At 73.7% G+C, this 20,496-nt stretch carries 20 protein-coding genes; 7 read left to right on the top strand and 13 right to left on the bottom strand.

What is annotated here, in order from left to right:
- Nucleotides 1-7 precede the first annotated feature (7 nt).
- Genes PIR53_05775 through thrS form a run of 4 tightly spaced genes read right to left on the bottom strand, consistent with a single transcriptional unit; the run spans nucleotide 8 to nucleotide 4,373 of the window.
- Entirely contained in the window at nucleotides 8-799 is a 792-nt protein-coding gene (locus tag PIR53_05775; protein WZH53504.1) for an inositol monophosphatase, read from the bottom strand.
- On the bottom strand, nucleotides 796-1,347 hold the full coding sequence (locus PIR53_05770; GenBank protein WZH53503.1) for an HIT domain-containing protein: 552 nt from the start codon (nucleotides 1,345-1,347) through the stop codon (nucleotides 796-798). The genes PIR53_05775 and PIR53_05770 overlap by 4 nt, the downstream gene beginning before the upstream one ends.
- A 51-nt stretch (nucleotides 1,348-1,398) precedes the next feature.
- Nucleotides 1,399-2,358 (bottom strand): hypothetical protein, encoded by a 960-nt coding sequence (locus tag PIR53_05765; GenBank protein WZH53502.1) that lies wholly within the window; start codon nucleotides 2,356-2,358, stop codon nucleotides 1,399-1,401.
- 26 nt (nucleotides 2,359-2,384) lie between these two features.
- Nucleotides 2,385-4,373, bottom strand: a complete 1,989-nt coding sequence (gene thrS / locus PIR53_05760; GenBank protein WZH53501.1) for a threonine--tRNA ligase — start codon at nucleotides 4,371-4,373, stop codon at nucleotides 2,385-2,387.
- 131 nt (nucleotides 4,374-4,504) lie between these two features.
- Between thrS and PIR53_05755 the strand changes: the two genes are divergently transcribed.
- On the top strand, nucleotides 4,505-4,897 hold the full coding sequence (locus tag PIR53_05755) for a hypothetical protein (GenBank protein WZH53500.1): 393 nt from the start codon (nucleotides 4,505-4,507) through the stop codon (nucleotides 4,895-4,897).
- A gap of 77 nt (nucleotides 4,898-4,974) precedes the next feature.
- On the opposite strand, the gene PIR53_05750 is transcribed toward PIR53_05755, so the two are convergent.
- The 3 genes from PIR53_05750 to PIR53_05740 all read right to left on the bottom strand — a co-directional run bounded on the left by PIR53_05750 (nucleotide 4,975) and on the right by PIR53_05740 (nucleotide 8,589).
- The gene (locus PIR53_05750; protein ID WZH53499.1) at nucleotides 4,975-5,661 is read right to left on the bottom strand and encodes an NADPH-dependent F420 reductase; all 687 of its coding nucleotides are present in this window, start codon (nucleotides 5,659-5,661) and stop codon (nucleotides 4,975-4,977) included.
- 49 nt (nucleotides 5,662-5,710) lie between these two features.
- Nucleotides 5,711-6,181, bottom strand: coding sequence for a hypothetical protein (locus tag PIR53_05745; protein WZH53498.1), 471 nt, complete (start codon nucleotides 6,179-6,181; stop codon nucleotides 5,711-5,713).
- A 137-nt stretch (nucleotides 6,182-6,318) separates the two neighbouring features.
- Nucleotides 6,319-8,589, bottom strand: a complete 2,271-nt coding sequence (locus PIR53_05740) for a catalase (GenBank protein WZH53497.1) — start codon at nucleotides 8,587-8,589, stop codon at nucleotides 6,319-6,321.
- A gap of 170 nt (nucleotides 8,590-8,759) precedes the next feature.
- Here PIR53_05740 and PIR53_05735 point away from each other — a divergent pair, with 170 nt between their 5' ends.
- A complete protein-coding gene (locus PIR53_05735; GenBank protein WZH53496.1) occupies nucleotides 8,760-10,262 on the top strand; it encodes an FAD-dependent oxidoreductase in 1,503 nt (500 codons plus the stop codon).
- A gap of 3 nt (nucleotides 10,263-10,265) precedes the next feature.
- On the opposite strand, the gene PIR53_05730 is transcribed toward PIR53_05735, so the two are convergent.
- Nucleotides 10,266-10,865, bottom strand: coding sequence for a sulfotransferase (locus PIR53_05730; protein ID WZH53495.1), 600 nt, complete (start codon nucleotides 10,863-10,865; stop codon nucleotides 10,266-10,268).
- Nucleotides 10,866-10,967: 102 nt separating this feature from the next.
- On the opposite strand from PIR53_05730, the gene PIR53_05725 reads away from it, so the two are divergent.
- The 4 genes from PIR53_05725 to PIR53_05710 all read left to right on the top strand — a co-directional run bounded on the left by PIR53_05725 (nucleotide 10,968) and on the right by PIR53_05710 (nucleotide 14,682).
- Entirely contained in the window at nucleotides 10,968-11,441 is a 474-nt protein-coding gene (locus tag PIR53_05725; GenBank protein WZH53494.1) for a DUF4383 domain-containing protein, read from the top strand.
- 6 nt (nucleotides 11,442-11,447) lie between these two features.
- Nucleotides 11,448-12,395, top strand: a complete 948-nt coding sequence (locus PIR53_05720; protein ID WZH53493.1) for an alpha/beta hydrolase — start codon at nucleotides 11,448-11,450, stop codon at nucleotides 12,393-12,395.
- Nucleotides 12,396-12,430: 35 nt separating this feature from the next.
- Nucleotides 12,431-13,117 carry a GAF and ANTAR domain-containing protein gene (locus PIR53_05715; GenBank protein ID WZH53492.1) on the top strand — a complete coding sequence of 229 codons (687 nt, stop codon included), beginning with the start codon at nucleotides 12,431-12,433 and terminating at the stop codon, nucleotides 13,115-13,117.
- Nucleotides 13,118-13,194: 77 nt separating this feature from the next.
- The gene (locus PIR53_05710; GenBank protein ID WZH53491.1) at nucleotides 13,195-14,682 is read left to right on the top strand and encodes a DUF222 domain-containing protein; all 1,488 of its coding nucleotides are present in this window, start codon (nucleotides 13,195-13,197) and stop codon (nucleotides 14,680-14,682) included.
- Nucleotides 14,683-14,758: 76 nt separating this feature from the next.
- Here PIR53_05710 and PIR53_05705 read toward each other — a convergent pair whose 3' ends face one another.
- The 5 genes from PIR53_05705 to PIR53_05685 form a co-directional block, all read right to left on the bottom strand.
- A complete protein-coding gene (locus tag PIR53_05705; protein WZH53490.1) occupies nucleotides 14,759-15,211 on the bottom strand; it encodes a hypothetical protein in 453 nt (150 codons plus the stop codon).
- Nucleotides 15,212-15,358: 147 nt separating this feature from the next.
- Complete coding sequence (locus PIR53_05700) at nucleotides 15,359-16,432, bottom strand: spore photoproduct lyase family protein (protein WZH53489.1); 1,074 nt, start codon at nucleotides 16,430-16,432, stop codon at nucleotides 15,359-15,361.
- A gap of 6 nt (nucleotides 16,433-16,438) precedes the next feature.
- Nucleotides 16,439-17,044 carry an NAD(P)H-dependent oxidoreductase gene (locus PIR53_05695; protein WZH53488.1) on the bottom strand — a complete coding sequence of 202 codons (606 nt, stop codon included), beginning with the start codon at nucleotides 17,042-17,044 and terminating at the stop codon, nucleotides 16,439-16,441.
- 21 nt (nucleotides 17,045-17,065) lie between these two features.
- Entirely contained in the window at nucleotides 17,066-18,085 is a 1,020-nt protein-coding gene (locus tag PIR53_05690; GenBank protein ID WZH53487.1) for an adenosine deaminase, read from the bottom strand.
- Between the two features lie 31 nt (nucleotides 18,086-18,116).
- On the bottom strand, nucleotides 18,117-18,821 hold the full coding sequence (locus PIR53_05685) for an FCD domain-containing protein (protein ID WZH53486.1): 705 nt from the start codon (nucleotides 18,819-18,821) through the stop codon (nucleotides 18,117-18,119).
- Nucleotides 18,822-18,914: 93 nt separating this feature from the next.
- Here PIR53_05685 and PIR53_05680 point away from each other — a divergent pair, with 93 nt between their 5' ends.
- A complete protein-coding gene (locus tag PIR53_05680; protein WZH53485.1) occupies nucleotides 18,915-20,477 on the top strand; it encodes a carboxyl transferase domain-containing protein in 1,563 nt (520 codons plus the stop codon).
- Nucleotides 20,478-20,496 lie beyond the last annotated feature (19 nt).

The following is a 20,496-nucleotide window of genomic DNA, read 5'->3' as shown; positions in this document are numbered from 1 at the left end:
CCGTCGATCACCCCTCGACCCGGCCCACCAGGGCCGTGCAGGCCTCCGCGACCGCGGTGGGTGCCCCCGCGGCGTACCACTCGAGGCCCTCGTGGCGCACCCGCTGCGTCGTGCCGCCCGCTCCCCGCACGAGCGCGGCGCCGGGGAGCTCGTCCCACGGCGGCACGGAGTGCTGCAGCACCAGCCCGACCCGACCCTGCGCGACCGCGGTGGCGTCCATGCTGCCGGAGCCGAGCATCCGCACGGCCGCGGCGCTGCCCGCCGCCCGGTAGAACGCCGCACCCGCCTGCGCCACCAGGTCGCCCGGGGCGAAGTAGGTGGCCATGCTGGTGCGGGCGAGGGGTACGTCGCGGAGCGGCCCGATCGGCACCCCGTCGCGCGTGCTGGGCAGGGCCGGTCCGCCGACGTAGAGCGCGTCGTCGTGGGGGTGGTAGATCGCGCCGAGCACCAGGTCGTCACCGTCGAGCAGGGCCACCGCGGAGCACCACCAGGACAGGCCCGAGAGGAAGTTGTAGGTGCCGTCGACCGGGTCGACGACCCAGCGTCGGCCGCTGGTACCGGCCTCGTCGACCCCTTCCTCCCCCAGCACGCCGTCGGCCGGGCGCTCCTCGGACAGCCGGCGGGCGACCAGCTCCTCCGCCGCGTGGTCGGCCGCGGTCACGACGTCCGAGACCGACGTCTTCTGCTCGACACCGAGACCCTCGACGCCCTCGGCGCGCATCCGGGCCGCGAGCGAGCCGGCCTCGCGGACGAGGGCCCCGGCGAGGCGGACGTCGTCGGCGTCAGGTGTCCCGCTCACGACCGCCACGCCTCGCGCAGGAGGTCCCGCGTATCGCCCAGCAGCTGCGGCAGCGTCTTCGTGCCGGCCAGCACCGTCATGAAGTTGGCGTCGCCGGACCAGCGGGGCACCACGTGCTGGTGCAGGTGGGCGGCCAGCGACCCGCCCGCCGCGGACCCCAGGTTGAGCCCCACGTTGAACGCGTCGGGCGTCGCCACCGCACGGATGGCCCGGATCGCCGACTTCGTCATCGCGGCGACCTCGGCGGTCTCCTCGTCGGTGAGGTCCACGTAGTCGGCCACGTGCCGGCGCGGCAGCACCATGAGGTGGCCCGGGTTGTAGGGGTAGAGGTTGAGCACCGCGAACGCGGTGGCGCCGTCGGCGACCACGAGGTCCGGACCCGTCGCCGTGCCGGCGACCATCCGGCAGAAGGGGCAGCCCGCCGGCTCGCTGGTCGGCGCCGCCTCCTCGACAGCGGCGTCGGGAGCGCCCGCGGCGGGCTCGCCCGCGGCGATGTAGGCCATCCGGTACGGCGTGTAGAGCCGCATCAACCCGTCGGGGTCGGTCACGCGTCCTCCTGCGTCGGTCACGGTGGGTCGTGCCTCTGGTGGTCGATCGGGTCAGTACTGGTGGAACCAGCGGTCGAGCTCGCCGGCCACCCCGGGACAGGTGACGTTCTGGTCGCGGTCGGCCTCGACCCACTGGCCGAGAACGGCAGGCCCGCCCTGGATGGACCAGTCCGCCGCGCAGCGCGCGAGGGCCTCCTCCCGCGAGGTGTGGCCGGCGGCCCGCCACTCGGGCACGCCGAGGGCGAGGTCGCCGACGACCTGCTCCCACAGGTACGGCGTCGAGTAGACCCCGATCGCGTAGCCCGCGTCGGTGTACGCCCGCGCCACGCCCTCGACGACGGCGGCGTTCGCGACGGGATCGTCGCTCCACGCGAAGTCGGGCACCGGCTCGACGTCGATCCACACGACCGGCGTCGTGAAGCCCGTGTCGCGCAGCGACGCCACGTTGAACTGACCCTGCGCGTAGCCGGTGTTGCGGAGCCGGTCGAGGGCCGCTCCCCCGCCCCACGGACCTGCGGCGCCGTGCGCGGCGAGGGTGGCGTCGTCCGGGAAGCTCGCGACCGCGTACGCCGCGCCGAGCAGGTGCCGGTCGGCCACCCAGGCGACCTGGTCGGCGAGGCACGGGTTCACGTGGAAGCCGGGGCCGTTCGTCAGCCCGACCACGACGTACTCCGCCGCGTCGAGCGGCATCGGCATGCCGAGGGTGCGCTTCTCCGGGATGCCCATCCCGCGGGGGCACTGCGGCCACGAGACGTCACCGCCGAGGACGGCCTCGGCCGGGTCCCGCGTCGGGGTCGCGGCGACGGTCGGCACGTCCCCCGCGGCCCCCTCCGCGAGGCGGGCCAGGTCACCCTGCGGGTCCGCGCCAGCGGTCCCCGGGCTCGCGGTGGACGGCGACGGAGCCTCCGACGAGGGCTCGGCCCGCGGCGTACCGGCGTCGGCGCAGCCGGCGAGGAGCCCGAGCAGCAGCACGGCACCCAGCCACGGGCGGCCGTGCGTCCGTCGTGCCACTGCTGCTCCCCTCGCCGGCCCGCGCCTCAGACCTGGGTGCGGGACGCGACCGCGTCCACGACGCGCTGGATCGCGTCGTCGAGCGGCACGCCGTTGTCCTGGTCGCCGTTGCGGTAGCGGAACGACACCGCGCCGGCCTCCACGTCCGCGTCGCCGACGATGACCATGAAGGGCACCTTCTGCAGCTGCGCGTTGCGGATCTTCTTCTGCATCCGATCGTCGGAGTCGTCCACCTCGACGCGGATGCCGGCGGCCTTGAGGCGCTTGGCCACGTCGTACAGGTAGTCCACGTGCCGCTCGGCGACGGGGATCGCCTGCACCTGGACCGGGGCGAGCCAGGGCGGGAAGGCGCCGGCGTAGTGCTCCACGAGCACGCCGAGGAACCGCTCGATCGACCCGAACTTCGCCGCGTGGATCATCACCGGCTGCTGCTTCGAGCCGTCGGAGGCGGTGTAGGTCAGGTCGAAGCCCTGGGGCTGGTTGAAGTCGTACTGCACCGTGCCCATCTGCCAGGTGCGGCCGATGGCGTCCTGCGCCTGGATGGAGATCTTCGGGCCGTAGAACGCGGCGCCACCGGGGTCGGGGACGAGCTGCAGACCCGACTCGGTCGCGACGCGCTCGAGCACCGACGTCGCGGTCTCCCACTGCTCGGGGGTGCCGACGAACTTCTCCGGCTTCGACTCGTCCCGCGTCGAGAGCTCGAGGTAGAAGTCCTCGAGCCCGAAGTCGCGCAGCACGCCCAGCATGAAGTCGAGGAGGTGCTTGACCTCCGCCGGCGCCTGCTCGGGGGTGCAGTAGGAGTGCGAGTCGTCCTGCGCGAAGCCGCGCACGCGGGTGAGGCCGTGGATGACGCCCGACTTCTCGTAGCGGTAGACGTGCCCGAACTCGAACAACCGCAGCGGCAGCTCGCGGTAGGACCGTCCGCGCGAGCGGAAGATCAGGTTGTGCATCGGGCAGTTCATGGCCTTGAGGTAGTAGTTCTCGCCCTCGAACTCCATGGGCGGGAACATGCCGTCGGCGTAGTAGGGCAAGTGGCCCGACAGGTGGAACGTGCCCTCCTTCGAGATGTGGGGGGTGCCCACGTACTCGAAGCCCTCCTCGACGTGGCGCTGGCGGACGTAGTCCTCCATGGCGCGCTTGATGACGCCGCCCTTGGGGTGGAAGACGGGCAGGCCCGAGCCGATCTCGTCGGGGAAGCTGAACAGGTCGAGCTCGCGGCCCAGCTTGCGGTGGTCGCGGCGCTCCGCCTCCTCGAGGCGGTGCAGGTGGGCCTCGAGGGCCTCCTTGCTCTCCCACGCGGTGCCGTAGACGCGCTGCAGCTGCTTGTTCTTCTCGTTGCCCCGCCAGTACGCCGCGGCCGAGCGCATCAGCTTGAACGCCGGGATGCGCTTGGTGGTCGGCAGGTGGGGGCCGCGGCAGAGGTCCTTCCAGACCACGTCGCCGCTGCGGCCGATGTTGTCGTAGATCGTCAGCTCGGCGCCGCCGACCTCGACGCTCGCGCCCTCGGCGGCGTCCTCGGCCGCGCCTCCGCCCTTGAGCGCGATGAGCTCCAGCTTGTAGGGCTCGTCCTGCAGCTCGGTGAGGGCGTCGGCGTCGGTGGTGACGCGCCGGGAGAACCGCTGGTTCTCCTTGACGATCTTCCGCATCCGCGACTCGATCTTCTCGAGGTCGGCGGGGGTGAACGGGGTCTCGACGTCGAAGTCGTAGTAGAACCCGTCGCGGATCGGCGGACCGATGCCGAGCTTCGCCTCCGGGAAGAGCTGCTGGACCGCCTGCGCGAGCACGTGGGCGGTCGAGTGCCGCAGGATGTCGAGACCGTCCGGACTGGAGATCTCGACGGCCTCGACCTCGTCGCCGTCGCCGAGCTCGTAGGCGAGGTCCTTGAGCTGGCCCGCGACCCGGGCGGCGATGACGTCGGGCTGCTCGGCGAAGAGCTCCCACGCCTTGGTGCCCGTCGTGACCCTCCGCTCCCCACGCTCGTCGGCGTGGATGCGGGTGATCAGGATGTCGGGCACCGGAGGGCTCCTCGGGGGTCGGGTCGTGGTGGTCGGACAGGTTTCACGTCCGGGCGCGATGCTAGCGGTCGGCAGTGGTCGGGCTCGCGGCGGTTTCGGGGACGCTCCGAGCGGCCCCTACATTCCCACCCGTGGACGCCCCCGAGCAGCAGGCCGCCGACGTCGTCTGTGCGCACTGCGGCCGGGCCCTCGACCTCGGGTCACCCGACACGACGCGGCTCGCGCTCCTGCGGGACTGGGACGGTGACGACGAAGGGCCCTCGTGGGACGGAGCGATCGAGGACCTGCTCTTCGAGGGCGACTGGACGATCAAGTGCGTGCGGCCGTTCTGCGACGCAGACCATGCACGAGCCTGGATGTCAGCAGGACATCCGCTGCCGGAGGAGTGGAGGCGCTTCGCACCGCCGCCGTCGCCGTCCGGCCCGAACTTCGATCTCGGATGCTTCGTCGCCCTCGTGGTGCTGCTCCTGCTCGCGTGCCTCGTCATCCTCGGCGCGGCCGAGGCCTGGCGGATCATCTTCTGACACGGCAGCGCGGTGGTTCGCTGAGCAGACGGGTGCTCAGCGGACCACCGCGCTGCCAGGTCGTCGGCGGGCGGGCGTCAGGCCAGGTCGCGGTAGCGCTTCGCCGCCGCGAGCTTCTCCTCGAGGAGTGCGACGGTCGACGGGTGCGGGTTGGCCCAGTCGTCGTCGTCGACGAAGAGGCCGGCGTACGCAGGGAGGTCGCGCTGGTAGCGCCAGCCCTCGGCGAGCGGGCCCACGTCGTACGCGTCGTAGCCGAGGTCGTCGAGCACCGTCGTCGCGGTCGCCTTCGCCTCCGCGTCGTCGCCGGCGATGGGCAGCACGCTGCGCTCGGGGTCGCCGTTCGGCCGCGCGAGCAGCAGGAGGTGCTGGTAGAAGATGTTGTTGAAGACCTTCACCACGTGCGACTCCGGCAGGTGCGCCTGGAGCAGCTCGCTCGTGGTGGTGCTCTCGTCGTCGAGCTCGGGGATCCGGCCGTCGCGCTCCGGGTAGTAGTTGTTCGTGTCGAGCACGACCTTCCCCGCGAGGGGCGCCACCGGCACGTCGCGGTAGGCCTTCAACGGCACGGTCACGACGACCACGTCGCCCTCCCGCGCCGCCTGCTCGACCGTCCCGGCGCGGGCCGTGTTGCCGATGTCGGCGACGAGGTCGACGAGCGACTCCGGTCCCCGGCTGTTGCTGAGCACGACGTCGTACCCCGCCGCGACCGCCAGCCGCGCGAGCGTGCTGCCGATGTTGCCTGCTCCGATGAGTCCCAAGGTGGTCATGACGGGGCCAACGGTCGGTGGCGGTCGAGGATTCCCTGCAGTCTCCGGCTCACTCGTCGCCGTGGAGCACGAAGACCCCGGAGGAAGCGTCCAAGCAGTCCTCGGGGATCACTGGATCCAGCAGGTCGGCGAGGCGCCCCGAGTAGTCCTCGTGACCGCCACCGGCGTCGAACCGCTCGCCCAGCCCCGCTCGGATGCCGCCGGGCGTGACCACGGCGTCGTCCTCGACCACCGTTCCGCGGGGCCAGACGACGAGCGACGTCGACGCGTCACTTGATACTCCGACGCAGCTCCCGGCGGCGACCAGCTTCCCGACGAGGCGGGCGTCGGAACCTTCGCTCGAGCGATCCGTGCTCGTCAGCACCCGCAGCCCGTCGAGCTCGGCGTCGGGCGCCGCCGGCAGCGCGCGCCACACGACGAAGCCACCCACGACCAGCGCCGTACCGCCGAGGACGGCGAGTGCCCGCGAGGGACGTCGGCTCCACCGGGAGCCCTGTCGGTCGTTCGCGAGGTCGGTCATCGCCCCATTCTGAGGCAGACCGGGGACCTCCCGACGTGTAACGCGGTGTTCTGGTCACCATGGACGTGGTCGACCACGTGTGCAGTGACACGGACACCGCGTTACACGCCGGGGGGCCGGTCCGGAGAAGCCCCCGCTCAGCCCACCGCGACCGGGAACCGCTCCCAGGCGCGGTGCGTGGCCAGCAGCTCGGTGAGCGCGGGCCAGACCGCGCCGGCCTCGAGGTCGGTGAGCACGGCCGGTACGTCGCGGGGCACGTCCGCCGCCGGGAGCACCTCGGCGCCACGCCCGACGGTCGCGATCGCCTTCGCGTGCCGGAAGACCTCCTCGACCAAGAGCGTCACGCGCGGGTCGACGTCGGGGGTCCGGCCGGTCGGCGACGGCGGCACGTCCGGGCCCGGCACCGGGGCGTCGGTGAGCACGAGCGCGTCGAACTCCACCGAACGGGCCGTCGCGAAGGTGCGCTGCACCGTCGCGCCGGCGACCTCGCCGCCGTGGGGGCCGATGAGCAGCGGGACGTTGCCGTCGGCGAGCACGGCGTCCCGCAGCACCTCGACGTCGCGCGCATCGGAGCCCGCGCCGACGACGATGCCGATCATCCGGCCCTCGACCGGCCACGTCGCGCCGAGCTGCGAGAGCGCCGGGCTCGGCGCCGCCTCGGGGATCGGCTCGCTGGTGGTCGGCACCTCGAGCCCCAGCCCGGCGGCCACCTGCGCGCAGAGGTCGGCGTCCACCTGGGCGAGCGCGAGGAGCTGACGCTCCTTGATCGCCTGCTCGTAGCACTTGCCCAGCTCGAAGGTGTACGCCCGCACGACGTGCTCCCGCTCCACCGGGCTCAGGCTGAGCCAGAAGAGCCGGGTCTGGCTGAAGTGGTCGTCGTACGACGCCGGTTGGTCGCGCACCTTCCTCCCCTCGGCGACGGTGACCGCGGCCTCGACGAACGCGCGCGTCGCGGGGTCGCTCTGGTCGGTCGTGGCGTGGAAGGGGCAGCCGCCGTCGAGCGAGTTGGGCCGGTACGGCGCGGCTCCCCCGTGCACGGCCGTCTGGTGCATCCCGTCGCGCAGCATGTCGTTGACCGGCGCGTGCGGCCGGTTGATCGGCAGCTGGTTGAAGTTCGGGCCGCCCAGCCGGCTGAGCTGCGTGTCGAGGTAGGAGAAGTTGCGCGCCTGCAGCAGCGGGTCGTCGGTGGCGTCGATGCCGGGCACCAGGTGACCGGTGTGGAACGCCACCTGCTCGACCTCGGCGAAGAAGTTCGTCGGGTTGGCGTCGAGCACGAGCCGGCCGATGGGCTGCACGGCGGCGAGCTCCTCGGGCACCAGCTTCGTCGAGTCGAGCAGGTCGATGCCCTCGAACATCTGGTCGGGGGTGTCGGGGAAGACCTGCACGCCGAGCTCCCACTCGGGGTGGGCGCCCGACTCGATCGCGTCGTAGAGGTCCCGCCGGTGGAAGTCGGGGTCGAAGCCACCGAGCATCTGCGCCTCCTCCCACGTCAGGGAGTGCACGCCGAGCTTCGGCTTCCAGTGGAACTTCACGAGGTTCGTGACGCCCTCGGCGTTGGTGCACCGGAACGTGTGGACGCCGAAGCCCTCCATCATCCGGTAGGAGCGCGGGATGCCGCGGTCCGACATGTTCCAGATCGTGTGGTGCTGGGCCTCGGTGTGCAGCGACACGAAGTCCCAGAAGGTGTCGTGCGCGCTCTGGGCCTGCGGGATCTCGCGGTCCGGGTGCGGCTTGCCGGCGTGGATGACGTCCGGGAACTTGATGCCGTCCTGGATGAAGAAGACGGGGATGTTGTTGCCGACGAGGTCCCAGATGCCCTCGTCGGTGTAGAACTTCGTCGCGAAGCCGCGGGTGTCGCGCACCGTGTCGGCGGAGCCGCGCGAGCCGAGGACGGTCGAGAAGCGCACGAAGACCGGGGTCTCCTTGCCCTCGTCGAACACGCTCGCGTGGCAGATCGAGGCCGCCGTGCCGTAGCCGGTGAAGCGGCCGTGCGCCGCAGCACCCCGCGCGTGGACGACGCGCTCGGGGATGCGCTCGTGGTCGAAGTGCATGAGCTTCTCGCGCAGGTGGTGGTCCTGCAGGAGCGTCGGACCGCGGCGCCCCGCCTTGAGCGAGTGATCGGTGTCGTGGACCCGGACGCCGGTCGCGGTCGTCAGCCAGCGCCCCTGCTGCGCGCTGTCGAGCGGGTCACCGCTGACCGGCACACCGGTCGGCGACACGGGCGCGGGCGTGCCCTGGTCGGGCTTGGGCGCAGGCGGGTGCGTGGTGCCGGCGGGGTCGGTCGGTTCCTCGATCGTCGGGGTGGTGCTGGACGGGACACCCGGCACGTGGGGCGTGTCGGGGAGCAGCCGCTCGGCGGCCTCCTCGAGCTTCTGGGCGGCCTTGGCGACGGGCTTGGACGGGTCCACTCTTCCTCCAGGGGAGTCGGGTACGTCGGGGCACGAGCGTGTGCCAGGGGCCGGTACCCGTCGGGTCACCACCGAGCCGGTGGCCTCACCCGGTCGGACTCTCGGTGTCGAGGGCGCGGCGGGGTACCGGCGCCGCGACCGCTCCACCGCCCCTCACCCCTGGAGGATCCGTGCTCACCTCGCTGTGGGAGCTCCGCACCCCCTCGTCCGACGACTCCTCCGCGGCCGACCTGCCCACCGACGTCGGCACGGTCGTGGTCGGCGGCGGACTGACGGGGCTGACGACCGCGTTGCTGCTCGCCGAGCAGGGCGAGGACGTGCTCCTGCTGGAGGCCCGTCACCTCGGCGCCGGCACCACCGGCCGGAGCACCGCCAAGCTGAGCCTGCTGCAGGGCACCCAGTTCTCGCAGGTGTCCCGCAAGCACGGCGACACCGTGCTCCGCCAGTACGCCGCGGCCCACCGCGACGCGCAGGCGTGGGCCGTCGACCTCGCGACCGCGGAGGACGTCCCCCTCGAGCAGCGCGACGCCGCGACGTACGCCAACGGCGCCTCCGGGCTCCGTGCCCTGCGGCGGGAGGAGTCGGCGGTCAAGCGCGCCGGTCTCCAGGTACGCCGCGGCGACGCCCCCGAGCTGCCGTTCGCCGTCGCCGGGGCGTTGTGGATGGCCGGGCAGTACCAGGTCGACCCCCTCGCCCTCGTCGCCGCGCTGGCCCGGCGGGCCCGGGCGGCCGGCGTCCAGGTCGTGGAGGGTGCCCGGGTGACGTCGGTGAGCGACGGCACGCCGGTGCGGCTGGAGGTCGAGCGCTCGGGCGCGGACCCGACCACCGTGCGGGCCGGGCGCGTCGTGGTCGCGACGAACATGCCGATGCTCGACCGCGGCGGGTTCTTCGCCCGGATGAGCCCGCAACGCTCCTACAGCATCGCCTTCGAGCTGCCCGGTCGCGCGGCGGCCGATCTCCCCCGGGCCATGTACCTGGCCGCCGACCAGCCCTCCCGGTCGCTGCGGGAGGCGTCGCTGCCCGACGGTCCGCCCGTGCTGCTCGTCGGCGGTGCCGGCCACGCGACCGGCCGGTCGCGGCCCACGAGCGAGCGGCTCGGCGACCTCCGGTCGTGGACGGCCGAGCACTTCCCCGGAGCCGTCGAGGTGACGGCGTGGTCCGCGCAGGACTACGCGCCCCACCACTCGCTCCCCTACGCCGGGCCGATCGTGCCGGGCAACCACCGGATCCTCGTCGCGGGCGGGTTCTCCAAGTGGGGCATGACCGGGGGCATCGCCGCCGCCCTGGCCCTGGCCTCCGACCTGCGCTCCGACCCGCCGGAGTGGCGCGACGCGCTGCGTCCCTGGAGCCGTCACGAGCTGACCGGCCTGCCCTCGTCCGGCGTCATCAACGCCGAGGTGGCCGTCGCGATGGCCCTGGGCTGGGTGGCCCCCGGCGCCACCTCGGTGGACCGGGCGTCCGCCGAGCCCCAGCCGGATGTCACCCGCCGCTCCCGCTTCTGCGGCCTGCGCCGCGGGAAGGGGGCGGAGGGGTCCGCCGTCTGCACCCACCTCGGCGGCGTGCTGACGTGGAACGACGCCGAACGCAGCTGGGACTGCCCCCTGCACGGCTCCCGCTTCGACGAGCCGGGCGACGTGCTCGAGGGGCCGGCGGTCCGCGCCCTGCCGAGCTGACCCTCAGGCCCACTCGGGCAGCGCGTCGTCGAGCCAGATCCGGAGGGCGGCCACGTCGTCCCCCACCGCGTCCGCGAACGCGGCACGGGTCGCGGCGTCGAGGGTCGATCCCGCCGGCGCGGGCACCCGGGTACGCCGCGGGACCGGCCCGCGCGACGGGTCGACCCCGACGTGGCGCAGCACCCGGTCCAGCTCGGCCGCCGGGTCGGCCCGCAGCCGCTCGAGCACGACCACCAGCTGCTGCTCCGGGGCGAGGCTCGACCGGTACGGCGCCAGCGCCTCGTGGTGGCGGCTGCACGCGACGTACGGGCTGCCGGGATCGAGGAGCGCGCGCGGCGCGGGACGCTCCTCGACGCCGGCGCGGACGCGGTGCCGCCAGTGCGCGAGAGCGCGCTCGAGGGGGTCGCGCACCACCATCACCACGCGGACGCCGGGCGCCGCGGCGGCGACCCGCCCGGCCGCGTCGGGACGCGCGGGATCAGCACAGCAGGGTGTCGTCGTGCCGATGTCGGGATGCGCGTCCAGGAGGCTGGACAGCGACGTCGTCCCCGCCCTCTTCGTGCCGATCACGAACGGGGCCGAGACGGGTGAGGGAGTCGTCACGTCAGCCCCGGTACCCCGCCGGAGCAGGGCCGACCGCACGGGTCCGGCAGAGGACGACGGGTACCGGATCCGGTCCCCCTCCCCCGTCACGAGGAGCCCTCCATGAGCGCCACGCACGTCTCCACCCGACCGGGCCACGGCGCCCGCTTCCTGCGCACCGTCACGCTCGTCGTCGGTGCGACCTTCCTGCTCGTCGGCGTCCTCGGCTTCGTCCCCGGCGTCGTGACCGACCACGACCAGCTCGAGATGGCCGGCCACCACAGCGAGGCGCACCTGCTGGGCCTCTTCCAGGTGTCCGTCCTGCACAACGTCGTCCACCTGCTCTTCGGCGTCGTCGGCCTGCTCGCGGCGTCCCGCCCCCGGTGGTCCGTGGGCTACCTCGTCGGCGGCGGGCTCGCCTACCTGGTGCTGTGGGTCTACGGCCTGGCCGTCGACCAGACACATGACGCGAACTTCGTGCCCCTCAACGACGCCGACAACTGGCTGCACCTCGGCCTCGGGGTCGGCATGATCGCCCTCGGCGTCGGCGGCTACCGCTGGTGGCGCGGTGGCATCGGCGGCGACGCCGCACTCTGAGCCGAGGTGGTCACGCACAGCGTCGACGACCGTCGGCCGACCCTCGTCACGCGTCTCTACGTCGCCGGCATGTGGGCGGCTCGTGACAAGCGGGCGTTCGAGGGTGCCGCGCGGACGCTCCGCACGGCCCGGGCGCGCCAACGGGCGGGCGACCGCCCGCCGACGCCGTGGACGCGGCTGCGGACGCGGACCTCGTCGGATCGCCGCCACGGGATGACGACGTGGACCGTCTGGCCGCGCCGCGCGCGGCCGGTGGTCCGCGTGCTCTACCTGCACGGGGGCGGCTACGTGCATCCCCTGACGGTCGACTACTGGCGGCTCGCGCGCGCACTGGTGCGCACGCCGGCGGAGGTGGTCGTGCCCGCCTACCCGCTCGCCCCGGATGCCGGGGTTGACGACGTGCTGCCGCTCCTCGAGGACCTCGCCGCCGAGCTCGTGACCGGCGAGCTGCCCGTGGTCCTCATGGGCGACTCGGCCGGCGGCGCCCTCGTGCTGGAAGTCGCCCGCGCGCTCGCGGACCGCGGCACCCCGCCCGCTCACGTCGTGGGCCTGTCGCCGTGGCTCGACGCGACCCTCGACGAACGCGAGGTCGCCGACCTCGAGGCCACCGACCCGATGCTCGCCGAGAGCGGACTGCGGGCGGCGGGCCGGTGGTGGGCCGCGCCGTACGCGCCGGGACACCCCCGCGTCAGCCCGGTCGGGCTCGACCTGGCCGGCCTTCCGCCGATCACCGTGCACGTGGGCGACCGCGACATCCTCCGGCCGGCCGTCGACCGTCTCCTCGACCGTGCGCGGGTCGCGCACGCGATCGTGCACCTGCACGAGGTGACGGCCATGTTCCACGTGTGGATGACGAGGCCGTTGCCGGAGGCGCGACGGACGCGGCGGCAGATCGTCCACCTGCTGCGGCGTGTCGCAACTGGTCCTACGTTACGGTCGAGAGACGGGCTCTAGAACCGGGCCCCGACCCCACGAGGAGAGGTGTCCCCATGGACCCGCTCCACGACCCCGCCGCGCTCGCGGCACTCGCGGACCACCTGTACGCGCCCAACGACTCCGGCGACACCGCGCAGCTCATCGTCGAGCAGGTCGGGATGCTCGTCCCCGGCGCCGACCACGTCAGCATCACGCTCCGGCGGCGCGGCGCCCACTCGACGCTCGCGGCCAGCGACCTGGTCGCGCGGGACGTCGACGACCTGCAGTACGCCCTCCACGAGGGCCCCTGTGTCGAGGCGACGTCCGCCTGCCGCTGGATCCGCAGCGGCGAGGTCGGCACGGACGGCCGCTGGCCCCTCTGGGGCCCTCGGGCGCGAGCCCTAGGGGTAGGCGCTGCACTGTCGCTCGACCTGCCCCGGGGCGGTCGACCCCAGGGGGCCATCAACATCTACAGCGACACGAGCGGCGGCTTCCACGACCGGGCGAGCATCGACGTCGCCCGCTCGTACGCCGCACACGCAGCCCACGCGCTGGCGTCGGTGCGGCTCGAGATGGAGCTCCGCACGGCCATCGACACGCGGCACGTCATCGGCATGGCCCAGGGCATCCTCATCGAACGCTTCGGCCTCACGCAGGACTCCAGCTTCGAGCTGCTCCGTCGGTTGTCGTCGACCCACGAGACGAAGGTCCACGACGTGGCCCGGGAGCTCGTCCGCTCGGGGCGCCTCCCCGGTGGCTGACGCCGACATCGGTCCGTCATCCACAGATCACCACCGGGAGGTGGTGATCGCACGTCTGTTCGACTAGACTCGGGGGCATGGATCGGGGGACCCACACCACTGCGACTGCGTTGATCGCCGCGGTCCGCGAACGCACGACGGCCGCTCGGGTGGCGGAGGCGGCTGCGTTCGTCGCGGTCGGTGACTGGGCTGCGGCGCACACCTCGGATGCGGTGGTGGGTGACCCGATCACGGTGCTGGGCGAGTGGCACGACGCTGAGCACGCCGAGGCCCTCGCGGGGGACCACTTCCTCGAGCTGGGTGGGCCAGGTGCGCCGGTGGTGGCGGAGTTCTGCATCGGCGAGGTCGCCGCCGCCCGGGGCTCGTCGTTCGACGCTGCACGTCGGCTGGTCGGGGACGCGGTCGAGCTGCGCTACCGGCTCCCGCGCGTCCACGCCCGTGTTGCTGCGGGTGAGGTCGACGTGTGGCGGGGCCGGCGGATCGCGCAGGCCACGCGGACGTTGACGTTCGAGGCCGCCGGGTTCGTGGACCGGCACATTGCGTACGTCGCGGGCAAGGCCACCGGTCCCGAGGTCGACCGGCTGGTGGCCGAGGCCGCGGCGCGGTTCGACCCCGAGACCACCGAAGCCGAACGCCACGCGGCCGACGGTGAGCGGTACCTGGCGATCGACCTCGGCGACCTCGCCCACGCCGACCCACTCACCGGGACCCTGCGCGGGACCGTGAACGTCCACGGCTCCCTCGACCTCGCCGATGCGCTCGACCTGGAACGGAGCATCGCGCACGTCGCCCGGCAGTTGGGTGACCTGGGCTGCGACTCAGGCCTCGACGTCCGCCGCTCGATGGCGCTGGGTGGGATCGCGCGCCGCTGCGACGGGATGGCCACCTTGGAGTACGACACGGGCGCCGTCTCCGAGGGTGATGAGCCGCCGGTGGTGCAGCGGGCCCGGCGCGAGGTGGTGCTGTTCGTCCACCTCGACCAGGCCGCGATCACCGGCACCCTCAAGGGAATCGGTCCTGGCATCGACGCCTGCACCGGCAGGACCGGCATCGACCTGGCCCGGCTCGACACTCCGGGCGCGCCTCGTGGCGCAGTGACGGTCGAGCAGGTCCAGACCTGGTGCGGATCGCCCGACACCCACGTCACGGTCAAGCCGATCATCGACCTCAACACGGACGACGCCGTGAACGGTTACACCCCGCCCGACCGCATCGCCGAGCACGTCCGAGCCCGCTGGCCCCGGTGCGTCTTCCCCTACTGCACCCGCAGCTCGCGCACCGCCGACCTCGACCACTGCGACCCCTACCAAGCGCAAGGCCCACCCGGCCAGACCTCCACCCGGAACCTCTTCCCCCTCTGCCGACGCCACCACCGCATGAAGACCCACCGCGAGATGGCGACGGGGAAGCGCTGGACCTACCGCCCGACCGACCCCACACGAGGCGAACCACCCCACGCCGTCATCTGGACCAGTCCCCTGGGCCTCCGCTACCTCGTCGACCACGACGGCACCCGACCCTGGCCGCCACCGGAAGATCCGCCAGACCCAGACGACAACGCCTGACCCCGGCACAGCACCACCCGCCGCCCGCCCACACCCGTGGCCGGGCGGCGCAGCATGCCCTGTCGCGCCTACGCCCCTAGAGCGTGTCCACCCCGGCCCCCGCTGGCTCCGCGCCACGCGACGGCTCCGGCACGACCCGCAGGTGGCGCACGGGCTGGTCGACGAGCGGCAACCGCTCGGCACGGTCGCCGAGCAGCACGCGCACAGCGGCGAGGACGCGGTGGGCCGTGCACCCGACGGGAGCGTCGAAGCGCACGGTGATGCCCTGGGCGGCCGCGGTGACGACGGACGCCTCGAGCAGTCGGGTGGCCGCGGCGGACAGGAGGTCGGCGTCGCTCAGGTCGACGACGACCTGGCGCGCTCCCCTCACGCCGGTGGCCCGGGCGGCCACGAGCACGGCGTCGTCGAGGCCGCGCACGGTGGCGTCGTCGAGCACCCCGGCGAGCGCGACGACTCCGTCGACGACGTCGATGTCGACACGGAAGTGGGTCCGCCGGTCGGGGCGGGGAGTGGGAACGAGGGTGGGCACAGGTGCCTCCCGGAGGTGTCGCGCTGGAGCGCGTGGCCGGCGCCCGCCTGCTGGAGCACCGTCAGGGACCCGTGCGAACGGGCCAACCCCCAGTAGAACGCGACGAGAGGCCCCTGTCCACTGCGGCCACCCGACCGGGTGCCGGGCTCAGAAGGCGTACCGCACCCGGCAACCGGGCAGCTCGGCGGCCACCAGCTCCAGCAGCTGGTCGAGCCAACGCCGCTTCCACGCCGCCCGGTAGCGCACGTTCACCTGCCCGCTGTGGCTGCGCTTCGGTTCCTGCAGGTCGGGGCGCCACAGCAGGTCCTCCCCCCGCGGGTGCCACCCCAGGTTGACCTCGTGCAGCCCCTCGTTGTGCGTGAGCATGATGATCTCGCAGGCCAGCTGCGCCCGGGCGGGCGGCGACACGACGTCGGCGATCTCGCGGAGCAGGTCGCGCCACTCGTCGTACCAGCCCTCGTGGAGCACGACGGGACTGAAGTTGAGGTGCACCTCGTAGCCCGCCGCGACGAAGTCGTCGATCGCCGCGATGCGCTCGCTGATCGGCGCCGTGCGCAGGTCGAGCCGTCGCGACATCTCCCGCGGCATGAGCGAGAAGCGCACCCGGGTGCCGCCGCGCGGATCCCAGTCGAGCAGCTCCCGGTTGACGAACTTGGTCGCGAAGCTGCCCTTCGCGCCGGGGGTGCGGGCGAACAGGTCGACCAGGTCGCGCACGTTGTCGGAGATGAGGGCGTCGACCGAGCAGTCCCCGTTCTCGCCCAGGTCGTAGACCCAGTCCCGGGGGTCGCACTGGTTGGGCTCCGGCTTCGGCCCCTGCCGGGCGAGGTGCCGCTCGAGGTAGCCGAGGATCCGCTCGATGTTGACGAACACCGTGATCGGGTTGGCGTAACCCTTGCGGCGGGGCACGTAGCAGTAGCTGCACGCCATCGCGCACCCGTTGGACGTCGAGGGGGCGATGAAGTCGGCGGAGCGGCCGTTGGGCCGGGCCTGGAGGCTGCGCTTCTCCCCCAGCACGAGCACGCCGCGCTTGTTGCGGATCCAGTCGTCGACCTGGCCGGCGTTGCCGTAGAGGCCGGGGATGTCCTGGTGGGCGGGCACCTCGACGAGCTCCGCGTCGGGGTAGCGGGCCAGGACCTCGCGCCCGCGGGCCCAGTCGCGCACGCCGGGCTCGTGGTAGATCCGCTCGATCGCGAGCAGCCGGTCGGCGGCGCTCCGGGGCACCGGGCCTCAGACCCGGGCCGTCGACGCGGCGACCGCCCGGACGACGGCCTCGACGGCCGCCTCGGCGTTGCGGGTCGCGACGCCCTCGTCCTCGGACTCGTGCACGAAGGCGGTCGCGCCGCGGCGGAGGCCGCAGTAGTCGAGGACGCCGCGCTCGACCTGCGTGGCGAACGACTCCGTGTAGCCGTGCCGCGCGAACGAGTCCGCCGACGTGCCGGAGATCGGCACGAGGTGGGCGGTGAGCCGCTGGAGGGCCGGCACCACGCGGCCCGTCTCGTCGAGGGAGAAGGCCCACGGCGCGACGAACACCCGGTCGACCCACCCCTTGAGCAGCGCGGGCATCGACCACCAGTAGACCGGGAAGACGAGCACGACGTGCTCCGCCGCATCGAGCCGCTCCTGCTCCGCGAGCACGTCGGCGGGGTGGTCGTGACCCGTCAGGTAGGCCTGGCGGTCGGCCGCCGTGAACCGGGGGTCGAAGCTCTCCTGGGCGAGGTGCGCGACCGTGACCTCCCCGGCGAGCCCGTCACCCAGCCGGTCGCCCAGGCGTGCGGCCACGTGGTGCGTGAGGGAGGTCGGGTCGGGGTGCGCGGTGACGACGAGCGTGGACACCCCTTCATCGTCCGGCAGGGATCAACCCGCGACGTACGCGTCGATCTCCGCCAGCACCCGCGCCTTGGTCGCGTCGTCGGCGAACGACGCCCGGACCGCGGCACGCGCCAGGTCGGCCACGCCGGACTCGTCGAGCCCGAGCAGGTCGGCGGCGACGCCGTACTCGCGGTTGAGCGTCGTGCCGAACATGGGCGGGTCGTCGGAGTTGATGGTGACGGTGACGCCCGCGTCGCGGAAGGCGCGCAGCGGGTGCACGTCGAGCGAGGCGACGGCGCGCGTCGCCACGTTGGACGACGGGCAGACCTCGAGCGGGATCCCCGTGGCGGCGAGGTGCGCGAGCAGCGCGGGGTCCTGCGCCGCCGAGGTGCCGTGCCCGATGCGCTCGGCGCCGAGCAGCCGCAGGGCGTCCCAGACCGTCTCGGGCCCGGTCGTCTCCCCGGCGTGCGGCACGCTGCGCAACCCCGCCGCGCGGGCCGCGGCGAAGTGCGGCGCGAACTGGGGACGCGGCACGCCGATCTCCGGACCGCCGAGGCCGAAGCCGACGAGACCGGCGGGGGCGTGGTCGAGGGCGAACCCGAGGGTCGCCTCCGCCGCCGGCAGACCCGACTCGCCCGGGATGTCGTAGATCCACCGCAGCACCAGCCCGAAGTCGCGCTCCGCCGCGACCCGCGCGTCCTCGAGCGCCTCCGTGTAGGCCTCGATCAGCATGCCCACGCCCTCGAGGTGGGGCTGCACGGAGGTGTACGGCGTGCACGTCAGCTCGGCGTACCGCAGCGACTGCCCCTCGGCCATCTCCCGCGCCACCTCGTAGGTCAGGTAGCGGATGTCCTCGGGCGTGCGGATGAGCGCCACGACCGCGAGGTAGACCTCGATGAAGTGCGCGAAGTCGCGGAACTCGAAGAAGCGCGCCAGCTCGTCGGCGTCGCTCGGCACGGCGCCGGGGTGACGGGCGGCGAGCTCCGCGACGATCCGCGGCGACGCCGACCCGACGTGGTGGACGTGGAGCTCGGCCTTGGGCAGGCCGGCGATGAAGTCGTGCACTCAGGTTCCTCCGGGTACGGGCGCGGGTGGGTCAGTCGCGCAGCAGCGCGACGTCGCTGACCATCGTGATGTGCTCGTGCATGGCCCGGGCGGCGGCGTCCGCGTCGCCGGCGGCGATGGCGTCGGCGACCGCACGGTGCCCGGCGAGCGAGTTGCGGGGACGCTCGGGCTGGGAGAGCGACTCGATGCGGGACTCGCGGATCAGTTCCCCGATGGTCGCCATCATCTCGGCGAGCAGGCGGGAGTGCGCGGCGCGGGTCACGGCGCCGTGGAAGAGCTCGTCGCCCTCCACGCCCCGGCCGCCGGCGTCGATGTCCGCCGCCATGGCGTCGAGGGCGTCCCGGATCGCGACGAGGTCGTCCTCGGTACGCCGCTCCGCCGCCAACCGCGCGATCTTGGTCTCCAGCGCGTCGCGCGCGTCGATCACCTCGGGCAGACGGTCGGCGTGGGCCCGGATCGCCGACAGCACGGGGGCGGCGGCGGGCTGGGCACCGGTCAGCACGGTCCCGTCGCCGTGACGGACGGCGACGACGCCGACGACCTCGAGGGCGACCAGGGCCTGGCTGAGGGTCGCGCGGCTGACCCCGAGCTGCACGGCGAGCTCGCGCTCGGGCGGCAGCCGGTCGCCCGCGCCGAGGCCGGCCTCGGCGACCCAGCGGGTGATCTGCTCCGCGACCTGCTCGTAGAGCCGTGTGCGCGCGACGGGCGACGGCAGCGGGGAGTCGGGCGTGCTCACCGGAGCAGCGTATTGACACACGGCTCGATCACCTATTGGCTAGGCCAATCAGCCACTAGCGCAGTGGGCCAACGCCGCACGAAGAGGTCGACGATGACGACTGCAGTCCAGGAACCCGCCCCCCGGGCCCGCCGGCTCGGCGCTCCGGAGCTCGTCGCCGCCGTGCTCGACCCGGGCACGTTCGAGTCCTGGGACCGCCCGGTCGACACCTCCCACCTCGCGCCCGACTACCGCGGCCAGCTCGCCGCGGCGAGCGAGAGGTCGGGACTCGACGAGGCCGTCGTGACCGGCCGCGGCGAGGTCGGGGGTCGCCCGGTCGCCGTCGTCGTCAACGACTTCCGCTTCCTCGCGGGATCGATCGGCGCCGCCACGGCGGCCCGCATCGTGGCGGCGGTGCGCCGGGCGACCGACGAGGGCCTGCCCCTCCTCGCCAGCACCTCGTCGGGCGGCACGCGGATGCAGGAGGGCACCCCCGCGTTCGTCGGCATGGTCGACATCACCCGCGCCGTCATGGCCCACCGGGCCGCGGGGCTCCCCTACCTCGCCTACCTCCGGCACCCCACCACCGGCGGCGTGCTCGCCTCGTGGGGATCGCTGGCCCACGTGACCGTGGCCGAGCCCGGCGCCCTCGTCGGCTTCCTCGGCCCGAAGGTGTACGAGGCCCTCAACGGCCGCGCCTTCCCCCCGGGCGTGCAGACCGCCGAGAACCTGGCCGCGCACGGCATCATCGACGCCGTCGCCACCGCCGACGAGCTGCGGGGCCTGGTCGACCTGGCCCTGGGCGTGCTCCTCGACGAGCCGCGCCCACCGCGGTTGCCGCGCCGTACCGCCGATGGCGCCCCCGCGGCGCCGCTGCCGGCCTGGGAGTCGATCCAGCGCACCCGCGCCGCGGGCCGTCCGGGGGTGCGGGACCTGCTTCGGCATGCGGCCGAGGGCACCGTGCGGCTCCGGGGCACGGAGCAGGGCGAGCACGACGGCTCGATCCTCATCGCGCTCACCCGCCTCGACGGGCAGCCGTGCGTGCTCGTCGGCCAGGACCGTGCGCGACAGACGCCGGCGAGCCCCATGGGGCCGGGCGCGCTGCGTGAGGCCCGACGCGCGATGCGGCTCGCCGAGGAGCTCCGGCTCCCGCTCGTGACCGTCATCGACACCCCGGGCGCCGAGCTGTCGCAGGAGGCCGAGGAGGGCTCGATCGCCGGCGAGATCGCGCGCTGCATCGCCACCATGACGACGATGACCGTGCCGACCATCTCCCTGCTGATGGGCCAGGGCTGCGGCGGAGGCGCCCTCGCGCTGCTGCCCGCGGACGTCGTCGTCGCCGCCGAGCACGCGTGGCTGTCGCCGCTGCCCCCCGAGGGGGCCAGCGTCATCGTCCACGGCACGCCCGACCGGGCCGCGGAGCTCGCGGAGCAGCAGCGCGTGCGCGCGGCCGACCTCCTGGCCGACGGCATCGTCCACGCCGTCGTCCCCGAGCCGGCGGACGACGCGGACGGCGCAGACGACGCGGACGGCGCAGACGGCACGGACGGCGCGCCCCCGGCGCTGGTCCTCGCCCTCGCGGCCGAGTGCGCCCACCACCTCGACCACCTCACCACCGGGCACGGCGGCGCCGTGGTCGACCGCGCGGGACAGCGGGGCCTCCCCTCCCCCTGGTGAGTGCCGTGATGTGATCGCG

Source organism: Nocardioides alkalitolerans (genome assembly GCA_038184435.1).
Taxonomy (GTDB): Bacteria; Actinomycetota; Actinomycetes; order Propionibacteriales; family Nocardioidaceae; genus Nocardioides; species Nocardioides alkalitolerans_A.
This window is presented reverse-complemented; position numbering and strand designations above follow the sequence as displayed.